The sequence below is a fragment of the Synechococcus sp. BSA11S genome (assembly GCF_014224355.1).
GTDB lineage: Bacteria > Cyanobacteriota > Cyanobacteriia > PCC-6307 > Cyanobiaceae > Regnicoccus_A.
In genome coordinates this window covers 1-13101 of record NZ_VNWP01000016.1, presented here as the reverse complement: position 1 = coordinate 13101, position 13101 = coordinate 1, and the positions used below count along the sequence as shown (strand labels likewise).

The window sequence follows — 13101 nt, the reverse complement described above, 5'->3', positions numbered from 1 at the left end:
GGTCTGATGCGCGTCCTGACCATGGCCACCAGCCTGCTGCTCACTGCCGGGATGGCCACAACCCCGGCGGCGGCCGCCGCCCCCAGCACCGAGCTGAGGAGCCAGCAGGTGCGTCCGCTCAGCGGCGGGCTCGACCAGGTGCCCCTGGTCAACGACAACAACCCCGAACTGATCATCCAGCCCGGCATCCTGCTCTCCACCTTCGATGGTCGCGGGACGCTGGCCGGCCAACCCTTCTCCAGCCCCGCTGCCCATCTGAACGTCCCGCTGAATGGACGCTTCGACCTCTTCAGCCACCATGTTTACGCCGGCAGGCCCGAAACGCTCGACTCGGTGCTCTGGCTGGGGGTGGTGGCCGCTCCGGTGAGCAACACGCCAGTGCGGCTGAGGGTGCTGAACGGATCCACAGCCCTCTCCCAGTCGACGGATCCGGGCCAGCCGTCCGCCCCCTTCCTGCCCCTGCCCCCCCTGATGGCGCACGACGGCAGCTCCGTGTACGCCGGCCCCGGCTCCAGGGTGGCGGCCGAACTGCTGCAGAAGAGCCGCGGCATCGGGATTCCCCAGGAATGGACCCTGGCCCCCGGGCAGCTCAGCACCCTGCTGGCCCTCCCCATTCCCGTCAAGGGGCTTGATCCCTTGCTGAACGGCCGCAACCTCCAGCTGCGGCTCGAGAGTGACGGTCCCGTGCAGCTGGCCACCCTGGCGGCCTTCGGGAGCGAACAACCGCCCGAGGCGGAGGTCTGGAGCCGCCTGCTCCGCGGCGGGCTCAGCGCCAAGGAGCACGTGCCCACCCCACGAGGCCAGGCTGGAGCGATCATCTATTCCCGGGTGAGCGGGGTGCAGACGGGCAGCCGCTGGAGCGCCAGGCTCACCGACCCCGGCACCAAGTTGCTCTCCGTGCGCAGTGCACCGGTCTCCTGGCCGATCGCCTCACTGGAGCGTGGGCGCCTGGGCAGCGGCCAGGTGCAGACCGCCGAGCTGCAGGCCCTCTACCCAGGCACCGCCTGGGCCGCCCACGGCAACTACGGCGTGGAGTACGACCTGCTCCTGCCCCTGGTGAACGACACCAAGGGGCCTGTGGTCCTCGATCTGGCCCTCGAATCCCCACGCAAGACCGACAAGCCCGAAGGCGGCCTGAGCTTCAACCTCACCCTGCCCCGTGCCGTGGTCTTCCGCGGCACGGTGGGGGTGGCCGGGCTGGACGGCACGGCGGGCCGGCCCGCCGGCCGGCGCTGGTTCCATCTGGTTCAGCGCCAGGGAGAGAAGGGCCCGAGCCTGGGTCGCATCAGCCTGGCCCCCGGCCAGCAGCGGCAGGTGAGAGTTCGTCTGATCTATCCCGCCGATGCCACACCCCCTCAGGTGCTGAGCCTTCTGCCGGCGCCTGAGGTCCCAGAGGCAGCTGTGAAACAATCCGAATCCGTGCCGGCCCCCCGTCCGTGAGTCAGACCCGCAAACGCAGGGCGTTTCCCTTCACCGCCATCGTCGGCCAGGAGGAGATGAAGCTCGCCCTGCTGTTGAACGTGATCGATCCGCGCATCGGCGGCGTGATGATCATGGGCGATCGGGGCACGGGCAAATCAACCACGATCCGCGCCCTGGCCGATCTGCTGCCGGAGATCGAGGTCGTTGCCGGCGATCCTTACAACAGTTCCCCCGGCGACCCCGACCTGCAGAGTGCAGATGTGCGCCTGCGGGCCGAGGCGGGCGAGGTGCTGCCGGTCGAGCCCCGCCAGGTGCCGATGGTGGACCTGCCCCTGGGCGCCACCGAAGACCGCCTCTGCGGCACGATCGACATCGAGAAAGCCCTCAGCGAAGGGGTGCGGGCTTTTGAGCCGGGCCTGCTGGCCAAGGCGAACCGCGGCCTCCTCTATGTGGATGAGGTGAACCTGCTCGACGACCACCTGGTCGACGTGTTGCTGGATTCGGCCGCTTCCGGCTGGAACACCGTGGAGCGGGAGGGGGTGTCCGTCCGCCACCCGGCCCGCTTCGTGCTGATCGGCTCGGGCAACCCCGAGGAAGGCGAACTGCGTCCCCAGCTGCTCGATCGCTTCGGCATGAGCGTGGAGGTGCGCACGGTGCGCGATCCGGAGCTGCGGGTGCAGGTGGTGGACCAGCGAACCGGCTACGACAGCGATCCCGATGGCTTCAACGGCCAACACCAGAGCGCCCAGGACGCGCTCCAGCAGCGGGTGGTGGAGGCCCAGCAGCGGCTGCCTGAGGTGCTGATCGATCCTGAGCTGCGCATTCGCATCTCAGCAGTGTGCGGCGAGCTGGATGTGGACGGCCTGCGCGGTGACATCGTCACCAACCGGGCAGCCAGGGCCCTGGCCGCCTTCGAAGGGCGCACCGAGGTGAACGACGATGACGTGGCCCGGGTGGTGGCCTGCTGCCTGCGCCATCGACTGCGCAAGGATCCGCTCGAGCAGATCGATTCCGGTGATCGCGTGATCAAGGTGTTCTGCAAGATCTTCGAGATGGCTGACACCACCCCCGAGGCCTTCCAGCTGGCCCTGGCCGCCTGAGGCCTTGCGCATCCTCGGCATCGATCCAGGGCTGGCCCGCGTCGGCTATGGCCTGATCGAGACCGGCCCGCCGCAGCGGCTGCTGGATTGCGGGATGATCCGCACCGAGGCCGGCACCCCCGAGGGGGAGCGTCTTGTGGAGATCGCCCGCGATCTGCGCTGGCTGGTGCGCCGCTGGAGACCTCAGCTGGCCTCTGTTGAGAAGTTCTTTTTCTATCGCTCCAGCACCACGATCTCCGTGGTGCAGGCCAGAGGGGTGGTGATGATGACCCTGGCCCGGTTGCAGGTGCCGGTGGTGGAATTCCCGCCGATGCAGATCAAGCTGGCCCTCACGGGCTGCGGCCATGCCGACAAGAATGACGTGCTCGACGCCGTGATGCGGGAACTGGATCTGGAGCACCCTCCTCGCCCAGACGACGCTGCCGATGCCCTGGCCGTGGCCCTCACCGGCTGGTTTCAGCGCTGATGGCGGGCGTACCCAGGCTGTGCGACCCCAAACCCATCTGGCGCCGGCATTACCGCCAGCGCCGGGGCGATCAGCCCTCAGCGCAGCGCAGAGAGCTGCTGGAGCAGGCTCTGGCCGGGGTGCCCCCCCTGATCCCGGCAGACCGGAGGCTCGGGCTGTACTGGCCCCTGACGGGTGAAGCGGATCTGCGAGAGCTGGCGGCGGAGCTGCCCACCCAGCTGGCTCTGCCCGCCATCCGCGCCATGTCAGGGAAGCGCAGCCTCGGCTACGAGGCATGGCGGCCGGCGGATCCACTCCAGCCCGACGCCGCGGGGGTGCCTGCACCGGCCGCGGCCAGCACCCCCTTGCCCGCCGAAGCCCTCGGCCTTCTGCTGGTCCCGGCCCTGGCCCTCGACCGTCGCGGTTTCCGACTCGGCTATGGCGGCGGCTGGTTCGACAGGCTGCGTGCCGATCCGTCGTGGCGCTCGGTGCCGGCCCTGATCGTGGCCCCGTTCAGCTGTGTTGTGGAGCGGCTGCCGGTGGAGCCGTGGGATGTGCCCTTCGATGGCTGGCTGAGTGAAAAGGGGATCGAATGGTTGCAACCTGTTGAGAGGCCAGGGCTCTGATGGTCTCGGCGCAGATCTTTTGCCAGGATCCCCAGGTGCGAGCCCCTGATTCCTTGGACCTCAGCTTCGATCACTCCCGCCCCTCGCCCGCCCGGCGGGTTGGCGCCACCGCGAGCGGATCCGGCACGGTTCCCGAACGCGTGATGGCTGCGGAGCTTGGCCACCGCTCCCAACCGAGTGAAGCGCTCTCGATGATGGTCAGCTCGATGGTGCGCATGGTCCAGGCCGGCAAGGGTCAGGCCGCCGGCAGCCGCTGGTCAGCCTCCTGAAGGCGCCTTAGCGTTGGAGCCACTTCCCTCGGACGCGACCACGCCCTGCCGATGACGACTCCACCTCTCACCCGTTCCTGCGGCCTGATCGCCCTCACGGCCCTTGGCTCCCTGGTGGCCCTGCTCGCCACTCCCGGCCGGATCGAGGCGCACGCGATCGAATCGAGCCTGGATCGACTCACCTCCCTGCGGGAAGGGTTGATGCTCGAAAGCCACTTCTCCAATGGCGAACCGGTGAAGGGTGCCGTTGTGCGGCTGGTGCCACCCGATGGAGGCCAGGCCGTGGACGTGGGTCAGATCGATGACCAGGGACGCCTCAGTTTCAACATGCCCAAGGGCGCCGATGGGGACTGGGAACTGCAGGTGGATGCAGGCCCCGGACACCGCGACTTCCTGGAAGTTCCAACCCGCCAGGGTCAGGCCCAACTTGATCAGGTGAGCCGAGGCGATTCAGGGTTCCAGCCGCTCTCGCCACCTCCCCATCGGCTTCGGTCACTGCTGCTGATCGGAGGCATCACCGGACTTGGTGGTCTGGTTGGTGGCCTGGTGATGCAGCAGCGGCGCCGCGGCTGAACTGAAGCGCCACACTGGGGCCACCTCTTCCCGGCCCCATTGATGAGCACCGGCAGCGAAACCCTCGACGCGATCGTGGAACGCCTGCGCAGCACCAGCGACCCCAAGCGCCGCTACGAGTACGTGCTCTGGCTGGCCAAGAAGCTTGAGCCACTGCCCGAGGAATTCCGGCAGGAGGTGTTCAAGGTGAAGGGCTGTGTTTCCCAGGTGTACGTGGTGGGTCAACTGGTGGATGGCAAGCTCCACTGGCGGGGTGATTCCGATGCCCAGATCACCAAGGGGCTGCTGGCCTTGCTGATCGCCGGGCTTGAAGGGCTGGCACCGGAGCAGGCCGCGGGCCTCGACCCCGGTTTTCTGGCTGAGACGGGCCTTCAGGCCAGCCTGACCCCCTCAAGGGCCAATGGCTTCCTGAACATTCTGAAGATGATGCAGGCCCAGGCCAAGAGCCTGACGGCGGGATGATTTCTAGGATCATCGGTTTCGCGGCGCAATCGGCATGACCATCGGCATCGGCTTGCTCGGCCTGGGCACGGTGGGAACCGGTGTCGCCGGGATCCTCACCTCCCCCGCCGGGCGCCATCCCCTGGTGGGGGAGCTGGAGTTGCGGCGCATCGCCGTGCGCGATCCGAACCGGCCCAGGTCCGTGGTCCTGCCACCAGAGCTGCTGACCACCGATCCGGCCGAGGTGGTGCAGGATCCATCGGTGGACATCGTCGTGGAAGTGATGGGCGGGCTGGAGCCAGCCCGGAGCCTGATCCTCGCGGCGATCTCTGCCGGCAAGTCGGTGGTGACCGCCAACAAGGCCGTGATCGCCCGCCATGGCGAGGAAATCGCCGACGCCGCTGCCCGCCAGGGGGTTTATGTGCTGATCGAAGCCGCCGTGGGTGGCGGCATTCCGATCATCGAGCCGCTCAAGCAATCCCTGGGCGGCAACCGCCTCCAACGGGTGAGCGGCATCATCAACGGCACCACCAATTACATCCTCAGTCGCATGGCGGATGAGGGGGCCGCCTACGGAGACGTGCTGGCGGAGGCCCAGCGGCTGGGCTACGCCGAGGCCGACCCCGCCGCCGACGTCGAAGGTGACGACGCGGCCGACAAGATCGCCATCCTCGCCGGCCTGGCTTACGGAGGTTCCGTGGATCGCGCCTCAATCCCCACGGCCGGCATCAGTGGCCTGCAAGCCCGGGATGTGAGCTACGCCGGCCAGCTGGGCTACCGGGTCAAATTGCTGGCGGTGGCCCAGTATCTGGGCTCCGATCCCGACGGGAGCGAATGCCTCGACGTGCGGGTCCACCCCACCCTCGTCCCCGCCGATCATCCCCTGGCGGTGGTCAACGGGGTCAACAACGCCATTCTCGTGGAGGGTGATCCGGTTGGGCGGGTGATGTTCTACGGCCCGGGGGCAGGGGCGGGACCCACCGCCTCGGCCGTGGTGGCCGACATCCTCAACATCGCCGGCATTCGCCAGGTGGGCGGCCCGGGATGCGGGCTGGATCCACTGCTGGCGGCCAGTCGCTGGCGACGGTGCCGCCTGGTGGAGAGTTCCCGCACCAGCCACCGCAACTACGTGCGGTTGCAGACCAGCGATCAGGCCGGGGTGATCGGCCGCATCGGCAGCTGCTTCGGGCTTGAGGACGTCTCGATCCAATCGATCGTGCAGCTGGAGGCCAGCGGCGGCCAGGCCGAGATCGTGGTGATCACCCATGAGGTGGAGGAGGGCCGTTTCCAGGCAGCCCTCGCGGCAATCCGGGCCCTGAGCGAGGTGGAGACCGTGGCGGCCTGCCTGCGCACCCTCTGAGCCCATCAGCAGACCTGCTGGTGGTGAGAATGAGTGCTCATGGGGCGGCGGTTGACGGGCACGGGCTGGGCGGAGGCAATATGGATACATTCCGCAAATATTGATGGGATGGTCATCCGCTGACCTCCAGCAGCTACCTGTCCAGCTTGAACGCCAGGCGCATCTCCCCTGCGGAACCCTGTGCTCACAACAACGCCCCAACCCCTCCGCTTCTCCTGCCCTTCCCGGTTCCCAGCCCTGACCGCCTTTTCTGCCAGTCCTGATCAGGGCTGCCGTTCGCCCCACGATCCCGCGACCGCCATGACCCTTCACCAGGGAGACTGCGTTCATCTCGTCACCGATCTGGCCCTCAGCGCCGGACTCCCGAATGGCGAAAACTCCTCCACCTGGACCATCGAGAGGCACGCCGGTGAATCCGCGCCCCGCCCCGGCAACACCTCCCCTTCCCAGGGGACCCTGTACCAGGTGATCGGCGTGGACATCCCCCGCGATCGTTGCTGGGTGCGCCGCTGGCCCCTGGCACGGCACGGATCACCGGTGTTCGAAGTGCCGATCGCTCAGGTGGAGCTTCCCCAGCGGCCCCATTCCCAGGGTTGCCCCTCACGGTCTTGAATGGGCGCCTCTGAGCATCCGGGAGCACCCTGCACGCCTTGCCTGCCTTGAAGGGGCTGAGCCCGCTCTGCCTGCTGGGGGCTCTGCTGGTCCTGCTGCTGGGCTGCCAGCCCCACCGACCAGGCGGGCGCCTGGTGGTGGCCACCAGTGCCCGGGTGGGGTCTGTGGACCCGGTCCGAGCCTCCACCTTCGGTGCCACCCAGCTGCTCAGCGCCGTGGGAGACCCGCTCTACCGCCTCGCCGCCGATGGCGCTGTGCTGCCCGCCCTGGCCGCCGAACTCCCCCGCGTCAGCCCGGACGGGCTGACGGTCACGATCCCCCTGCGGCGGGATGTGCTGTTCCACGACGGCACCCCCTTTGACGCAGCCGCGATGGTGTTCAGCCTGGAGCGGTTCCTGGAGATCGGCACCCTCAGCTACCTGCTCAACGAGCGCCTCGCTGCGGTGCGGGCCGCTGGCCCGCACCTGCTGGAACTGCGCCTCAAGCGCCCCACCACGGTGCTCCCCCAGCTGCTGAGCACCATCAACATCACGCCGGTCTCCCCCCGGGCCTATCGCGACTACGGCGAGCGGGCCCTGAGTGACCGTTTCGTGGGGACCGGCCCCTACCGGCTGAGCTTCTTCAGCGACCAGCAGCAGCGGCTGGAACCCTTCGATCGCTACTGGGGCACGCCACCCCGTAACGACGGCATCGTTCTGATCAGCCTGGGCAACTCCACCGCCCTCTACGGCGCCATGCGCAGCGGTGAGGTGGATGTGCTCCTCTCCACAGGCCTGCACGAAGACCACCAGCAGGCCCTGCAGCAGCAGGCGGGGAAGGGGGAGCTGCGGGAGGGCCTGGGACCGGCCCTGGAGATCGGCTACCTCACCCTCCACACCCGGCAGCCGCCCTTCAACGACCCCGACCTGCGCCAGGCCCTGGCCCACAGCCTCGATCGGGAGCGCATCAGCGAACGCGTGAGCCAGGGGCTGCGCAGCCCTCTGCGCAATCTCGTGCCCCCGGCGGTGAGCGGCGCCAAGCGGCAGATCTGGCCCGCCTATGCCCCGGACAAGGCCCGCCGCCTGTTCCGCCAGGCGGGCTACTGCGAGGGCCGGCAGATGGAGCTGCCGCTCACCTTCCGCTCCAACATCCCTTCCGACCGCCTGATGGTGCTCACCTGGCAGGCTCAGCTGGCGCGCGATCTGGGGGACTGCATCGTGCTCCAGCCCAACGGAATGGAGTCGACCACGGTGTACCGGCAACTCGGAGAGGGGGCCTTCCCGGCCGTGATGCTGGACTGGCGGGGTGCGGTTCGGGATCCGGAGGCCTACCTGTTCCCCCTGCTCAGCTGCAGCGAGTCCGTGGGCGATCACTGCCTGCAGGGTGAGAGCGCCCTGAGCGGCAGCTTCTGGACCGCCCCTGGCCTGCAGGAGGATCTGCTGCGCAGCGAAGGACTGGTGGGGAGCGAACGGCTGGAGCTGCTGCAGGCCATCGAACGGCGCACCGCCGCCGCCGCCCCCTACCTGCCCCTGTGGCTGGTGACGCCCAGGGCCTGGGCCCAGCGCAGGCTGGCTCCGCCCCGCTTCGACGGCAACGGCCGCCTGCTGCTCCAAGACCTCCAGCTCCTGCCATGAGCCGCCGCCGCGCCCTGGCCCGCTACCTGGCGGCCCGCCTGGCCCTGGTGCCGGTGATGCTGTTGCTGATCGCCAGCCTGGTGTTTCTGTTGCTGCGCGTGGCCCCCGGTGATCCGGTGGATGCGGTGCTCGGCACCCGGGCGCCGGAGGCGGCCCGGGCCGCCCTGCGCAGTCAGCTGGGCCTGGATCAACCCCTGCTGCTGCAGTACGGCCACTTCCTGCTGAATCTGCTGCGGGGAGATCTGGGCGAATCGCTGAACAGCCAGGAGCCGGTGAGCCGGATCATCGGCCAGAGCCTGCCGGCCAGCCTGGAGCTGGGGCTGACGGCTCTCCTCCTGGCCGCTGTGCTGGGGCTGGCCGTGGGCTTCTCCGGCATTGCCCGGCCCGAGGGCAAGCTTGATCTGGCCGGCCGGCTCTACGGCATCGGCACTTACGCCCTGCCACCCTTCTGGGCAGCGATGGTGGTGCAGCTGATCTTCGCAGTGTGGCTGGGCTGGCTGCCGGTGGGCGGCCGCTTCCCGGCCACGCTGCTGCCGCCGCAAGGCAGCGGCTTCTACCTGCTCGACAGCCTGCTCAGCGGCCTGGGGGGGGGGAACTGGCAGCAGCTCGGCGGAGCGGTCCGGCACCTGGTGTTGCCCGCCTGCACCCTGGCTCTGCTGCTCAGCGGGATCTTCACGAACGCCCTGCGCCTCAATCTGCGACGGGCGCTGGCCTCCGACTACGTGGAGGCGGCACGCAGCCGAGGCCTGAGTGAAACCCGGGTGGTGCTGCGCCATGCCCTGCCCAATGCCCTGCTGCCTGTCCTCACGATCACGGGGATCACCGTGGCCTCCCTGATCGGTGGCGCCCTGTTGATTGAAGTCACCTATTCATGGCCCGGGATCGCCTTCCGGCTGCAGGAGGCCATCGGCCAGCGTGACTATCCGCTGGTGCAGGGCATCGTGGTGGTGGTGGCAGCCCTGGTGGTGCTGGTGAGTGTGACTGTCGACATCCTGGTGGCCGTGCTGGATCCACGCATCCGCTTCTGACTCCGATCTTTCAGCGACTGAGGCGGCTGCGCCAGCGTCGAGCGCCGCGGCCATCGAGCACATAGGCCGTGATGCCCTCGCGGCTGCGCCGTTGCGGAGCCATCGGGATGCTCCCGTCCAACGAAGTGAGGAAGTCGGAGGTGAGGCTCAGCAACAGGTTCTGAACCCTCACCGGCTCCATCCCCACCAGACCATCGCCGAGCCGCCAGAGAGCCTGATCCTGCTCCTTGATCCGCACAGCGGAAAAGTGGCTGCCGCCTTCCACCACCACCAGACGACTGCGGGGATCCGGGTGCTGAAGGAACAGACCCAGCTGCTCACTCACCGGCGGCGTGACCAGATCCAACCCGCCTCCAACGATCAGCAGAGGCGCGTTGAGCTGCTCAAGGCCATGACCGGGCCAGAGCAGACTTCCGAACCCGTTCAGGCTCACCACGGCGGCCACGGTCCTGGGGCGCCCTCTTACGGGCGCTGGCAGGGGCACCTCCTGGAGCTGACACTGCAGCAGCCTGGAGATGTTGATCAGTGGGATCACCTCCAGGTCCCGCTCACAACGCTGGGCCAGACCGGGGACGGGGCGCAGACCACTGGATAGAAGCGCAGAAAGTCCTCCCATCGAGTGCCCCATCAACACCACCGAGTCACCCAGGCGGGGAATCTGCCCCTGTCGCTCAGCGGCCAGCACCGCCTCCACATCGGCGAGACGATCGGGAAGGGTTTCCGCCCCCGGAGGTGGCCGCTGCCCATCGAGCATCTGACGCACCGCCCGTTCGTTGCTGCCGGGGTGCTCGATCACCAGCACGGGCCAGCCCCGGGCCGCCAGTCCCTGAGCCAACCAGCTCAGCTGGGCGCTGCTGCCACCGAGGCCCGGCATCAGCAGCACCCAGGCCCCCTCACGTTCCGTGACGGTGGGCCAGAGCTCCAGCTCCAGCGGCGCTGCCCGGTGATCCACCGTCAGCGAGAGGGGTGTGGGCCTGGGGGTGGGCTGGATCGCCGCCAGCCGTGCCCGGGTGTCGGAGATCTCCCGAGGACGCAGCGGCAGGTCCCGCAGGCGACGCAGGGCCAGGGACTGTTCTTCCAGCTGCCGGCGCCAGAGATCCGCCAACTGCAACAACCCATCGAGATCGAGGGTGAGGCTCGGGGTGGGGACCGCCAGCAGCAGTTCCACGAACCGGATCGGCTCGGGACGTTGCAGGAGCTCGCGCAGGGTGTTCAGCAGCACAACGCCGCTGCCGGGCTGGCCCCCAGCGAACAGCTCCCCCACCTCCTCGAGGAGCTGGCGGCCTGTCCAGCTCTGGAGCAGCTGCTTGGCCAGGGCGCGATCGGTCAGAAGAGGGGCCCGCAGCAAAGAGCGCAGATCGTTGCGGCTGCGCTCATTGAGCAGCTCGAACCAGACCCCCAGTTCGTTGTGACTCCCCTCGGGGTCCCGGCTCCATGCATCGAGCTGATTCAGGTCGACCGGCAGCGACAGGCCATCGAGCCGCACATCCAGCCGATCGGCAGCCAGGGTGGCGCCACCCGCCCAGGTCGGCGTCGTGCCCACGAGCAGACTGGCCGCGAGTGCCAGCCAACGACGGACGTGTTGTGACAGAGCCGCAGGCAAGAGCAAGCCAACCAATCTGGTGGTCCCAGTTTCCCGCGCCACTGCGCGAGCTGACAGTGATCCGGCTGGTGGGCAGTTTCGGTGGCGGCGGAATCCTTTACCTCACCCCTGTGGTGTTCCACCAAGCGCAGTTCTCGCCTCTGGCCGTGGGCCAGGGCCTGGCCGCCGCCGCCGTTGCCGGGACGGCGGGGCGGCTGTTCAGTGGCTGGTGGCTGGATCGTGGGCTCTGCACCACCCGGCCGGTGCTGCTGGCGGCCCTGCTCTCGGTGCTGGCCGACAGCCGGCTGCTGAGTGCGGACAGCTTCGCCGCCTACCTGCAGGGGCAGGTGCTGCTGGGCACGGCGATGGGGATCTACTGGCCGGCGATCGAGCTGGCGGTGCCACTGAGCGCGCCGCCCCTGGCCTCCAGCCGTGCCTATGCCCTGGTCCGAACCGGTGATGCCCTCGGGGTCGCCCTTGGGGTGCTGCTCGGGGCCGCGCTGGCGGGGAGCAGGCACCTGCTGGGCATCTATCTGGTCGACATCGCCTGCATGGCGGTGGTGATGACCCTGCTGCTGCGTTCACCGCTGCCCACGGCATTGGCCGCCAGTGGCCAGGAGCACCGTCTCAACTGGCGCCAGTGGGTGAGACCCCTGCTGCCGCTGCTGGGGGTGACGCTGCTGGCGACAGCCATGGTGTCGCTGCTTCAGAGCGCTCTGCCGCTGGATCTGGTGCGGGGTGGACTGGAGCGGGCGCCACTGCCCGAGAGCCTGGGAGCCCTGCTGCTGGGCCTGCAACTGACGCTGCTGCTGGCCTTCCAATGGCCCCTGGGGCGCTGGCTGGCGAAGCGGCCGGTGTCCTTCGGGCTGGGCTGGAGTCTGTTGGGCTTTGCGCTTGGCAGCCTGCTGCTGGCCGTCTCCAGCCTGGGATGGCAGAACCTCCCCCTGCTTGTTCTGGCCCAGGTGCCCCTGGCGGCGGCCGCGGCGGCCTTCCTGCCGACAGCCAGCGAAGCGGTGATCGAGATCACGCCGGTGTCCCATCAGGGGATGGCCATGGCCCTGTTCTCCCAGTGCTTCGCCATCAGTGCCTTCCTGGCACCTCTGGTGGGGGGCTGGATGCTGGAGCACCAGCGACATGGGGCCGGCCTGTGGCTGCTGATGTCGGTGTTGAGCCTGCTGGGACTGCTGCTGGTGGGGGAGCTCAACCGCTCCCATCCCCACCACAGTCAGCGGCGGGTCCAACGAGAGCCCTGACTGCCGTCGCGCCGGGTCAGGTTCTCTTCTCTTTGGCCTTCTGGTCACGGATCCAGGCTTCCGACTCATGGGGGAGCGGTTCGGTGCCGTACTCCCAGTCGTCGTAGTCAGGATCGTTGCGGATCCGCTGGTGCAGTTCCTTCTGGACGTCGAAGTTGTGGGGGTGATCCGCGGGAGCGGCAGGATCGATGCGCGCTTCCGGATCGTTGGCGGGGGACGTCTGGGTCGAGGGCATCACCGGCCGCTGCAGCTGAGGCCATTCTCGCCCCTGGCCGGGGCCGGCCGGCACAGACGCCGGAGCCTGTCCGCCGCAACAATGGATGCACCCAAGCGAAGACCTGGCCGTGACCCATTGCGTGGGCATGCTGCTCCAGGAGGACCTTGTGATGGCCTCCGATTCACGCACCAACGCCGGTGTCGATGATTTCGCCAGGTTCTGCAAGATGAGCACCTTCGAGCGTCCCGGGGATCGGGTCCCCCTGAGTCAGGAAAGAAGTCCGCTCGGTCTGACCCATCCACCAGGGGGCCAAACCGACGACCATGAAACCGATCTATGACCAGGCCATGCGGGCCGAGATCCGCAATCGCATGAGCCCGCCCAACCGGGAGAGCGTGGCCGAGATCGCTCGCTCCACCGGCATCACCGCCCAGACCCTCTACAACTGGCGCAGTCAGTGGCAGAAAGAGGGCCAGCTGGTGCCGGCCACCAGCAAGCCGCCGGAGCAGTGGGGCGCATCGGACAAGCTGGCCGCTGTGATCCAGGCCGCAGGCCTCAAT

Annotated in this window: 16 protein-coding genes; 14 read left to right on the top strand and 2 right to left on the bottom strand. The window is 68.5% G+C overall.

Translation table 11 applies throughout. From position 1 onward, the window contains the following. The first annotated feature begins 6 nt into the window (after positions 1–6). From FPZ61_RS12625 to FPZ61_RS12575, 11 genes are all read left to right on the top strand, one after another. On the top strand, positions 7–1440 hold the full coding sequence (locus tag FPZ61_RS12625) for a DUF3370 domain-containing protein (protein ID WP_185474855.1): 1434 nt from the start codon (positions 7–9) through the stop codon (positions 1438–1440). Next, entirely contained in the window at positions 1437–2522 is a 1086-nt protein-coding gene (gene bchI, locus FPZ61_RS12620; RefSeq protein WP_185466940.1) for a magnesium chelatase ATPase subunit I, read from the top strand. The genes FPZ61_RS12625 and bchI overlap by 4 nt, the downstream gene beginning before the upstream one ends. 4 nt (positions 2523–2526) lie before the next feature. Further along, the gene (gene ruvC / locus FPZ61_RS12615) at positions 2527–2988 is read left to right on the top strand and encodes a crossover junction endodeoxyribonuclease RuvC (protein ID WP_185466939.1); all 462 of its coding nucleotides are present in this window, start codon (positions 2527–2529) and stop codon (positions 2986–2988) included. Next, the gene (locus tag FPZ61_RS12610) at positions 2988–3593 is read left to right on the top strand and encodes a 5-formyltetrahydrofolate cyclo-ligase (RefSeq protein ID WP_185466938.1); all 606 of its coding nucleotides are present in this window, start codon (positions 2988–2990) and stop codon (positions 3591–3593) included. The genes ruvC and FPZ61_RS12610 overlap by 1 nt, the downstream gene beginning before the upstream one ends. Positions 3594–3646: 53 nt before the next feature. Further along, positions 3647–3862 carry a hypothetical protein gene (locus FPZ61_RS12605; RefSeq protein WP_255441597.1) on the top strand — a complete coding sequence of 72 codons (216 nt, stop codon included), beginning with the start codon at positions 3647–3649 and terminating at the stop codon, positions 3860–3862. A 51-nt stretch (positions 3863–3913) separates the two neighbouring features. Further along, positions 3914–4435, top strand: coding sequence for a hypothetical protein (locus FPZ61_RS12600; RefSeq protein WP_255441596.1), 522 nt, complete (start codon positions 3914–3916; stop codon positions 4433–4435). 42 nt (positions 4436–4477) lie between these two features. Then, positions 4478–4897 (top strand): SufE family protein, encoded by a 420-nt coding sequence (locus FPZ61_RS12595; RefSeq protein WP_185466936.1) that lies wholly within the window; start codon positions 4478–4480, stop codon positions 4895–4897. 34 nt (positions 4898–4931) lie between these two features. After that, on the top strand, positions 4932–6236 hold the full coding sequence (locus FPZ61_RS12590; RefSeq protein WP_185466935.1) for a homoserine dehydrogenase: 1305 nt from the start codon (positions 4932–4934) through the stop codon (positions 6234–6236). Between the two features lie 300 nt (positions 6237–6536). Beyond that, positions 6537–6848, top strand: coding sequence for a hypothetical protein (locus FPZ61_RS12585; RefSeq protein WP_185466992.1), 312 nt, complete (start codon positions 6537–6539; stop codon positions 6846–6848). Positions 6849–6886: 38 nt separating this feature from the next. Then, positions 6887–8461 (top strand): ABC transporter substrate-binding protein, encoded by a 1575-nt coding sequence (locus FPZ61_RS12580; RefSeq protein ID WP_370593451.1) that lies wholly within the window; start codon positions 6887–6889, stop codon positions 8459–8461. Further along, the gene (locus FPZ61_RS12575; protein WP_185466934.1) at positions 8458–9489 is read left to right on the top strand and encodes an ABC transporter permease; all 1032 of its coding nucleotides are present in this window, start codon (positions 8458–8460) and stop codon (positions 9487–9489) included. Before FPZ61_RS12580 ends, FPZ61_RS12575 begins: the two co-directional genes overlap by 4 nt. A gap of 10 nt (positions 9490–9499) precedes the next feature. Here FPZ61_RS12575 and FPZ61_RS12570 read toward each other — a convergent pair whose 3' ends face one another. Then, positions 9500–11032: an alpha/beta hydrolase gene (locus FPZ61_RS12570; protein WP_370593450.1), complete on the bottom strand. Its 1533-nt coding sequence runs from the start codon at positions 11030–11032 to the stop codon at positions 9500–9502. Positions 11033–11160: 128 nt separating this feature from the next. Between FPZ61_RS12570 and FPZ61_RS12565 the strand changes: the two genes are divergently transcribed. After that, positions 11161–12324, top strand: coding sequence for an MFS transporter (locus tag FPZ61_RS12565; protein ID WP_370594288.1), 1164 nt, complete (start codon positions 11161–11163; stop codon positions 12322–12324). Between the two features lie 16 nt (positions 12325–12340). Here FPZ61_RS12565 and FPZ61_RS12560 read toward each other — a convergent pair whose 3' ends face one another. Then, positions 12341–12559 carry a hypothetical protein gene (locus FPZ61_RS12560; protein ID WP_185466931.1) on the bottom strand — a complete coding sequence of 73 codons (219 nt, stop codon included), beginning with the start codon at positions 12557–12559 and terminating at the stop codon, positions 12341–12343. An 85-nt stretch (positions 12560–12644) separates the two neighbouring features. On the opposite strand from FPZ61_RS12560, the gene FPZ61_RS15335 reads away from it, so the two are divergent. Both FPZ61_RS15335 and FPZ61_RS12550 read left to right on the top strand, forming a co-directional pair. Further along, a complete protein-coding gene (locus FPZ61_RS15335) occupies positions 12645–12881 on the top strand; it encodes a hypothetical protein (RefSeq protein WP_221630149.1) in 237 nt (78 codons plus the stop codon). After that, positions 12865–13101, top strand: a 237-nt coding sequence (locus FPZ61_RS12550) for a transposase (protein ID WP_185466930.1), incomplete at its 3' end; no start/stop codon positions are given. The genes FPZ61_RS15335 and FPZ61_RS12550, both read left to right, overlap by 17 nt.

Bases quoted from the DNA above. Each gene is read 5' to 3' on its own strand.
- FPZ61_RS12625 (WP_185474855.1), top strand. From the start codon at position 7: ATGCGCGTCCTGACCATGGCCACCAGCCTGCTGCTCACTGCCGGGATG.
- FPZ61_RS12610 (WP_185466938.1), top strand. From the start codon at position 2,988: ATGGCGGGCGTACCCAGGCTGTGCGACCCCAAACCCATCTGGCGCCGG.
- FPZ61_RS12600 (WP_255441596.1), top strand. From the start codon at position 3,914: ATGACGACTCCACCTCTCACCCGTTCCTGCGGCCTGATCGCCCTCACG.
- FPZ61_RS12595 (WP_185466936.1), top strand. From the start codon at position 4,478: ATGAGCACCGGCAGCGAAACCCTCGACGCGATCGTGGAACGCCTGCGC.
- FPZ61_RS12590 (WP_185466935.1), top strand. From the start codon at position 4,932: ATGACCATCGGCATCGGCTTGCTCGGCCTGGGCACGGTGGGAACCGGT.
- FPZ61_RS12585 (WP_185466992.1), top strand. From the start codon at position 6,537: ATGACCCTTCACCAGGGAGACTGCGTTCATCTCGTCACCGATCTGGCC.
- FPZ61_RS12575 (WP_185466934.1), top strand. From the start codon at position 8,458: ATGAGCCGCCGCCGCGCCCTGGCCCGCTACCTGGCGGCCCGCCTGGCC.
- FPZ61_RS12560 (WP_185466931.1), bottom strand. From the start codon at position 12,559: ATGCCCTCGACCCAGACGTCCCCCGCCAACGATCCGGAAGCGCGCATC.
- FPZ61_RS15335 (WP_221630149.1), top strand. From the start codon at position 12,645: ATGCACCCAAGCGAAGACCTGGCCGTGACCCATTGCGTGGGCATGCTG.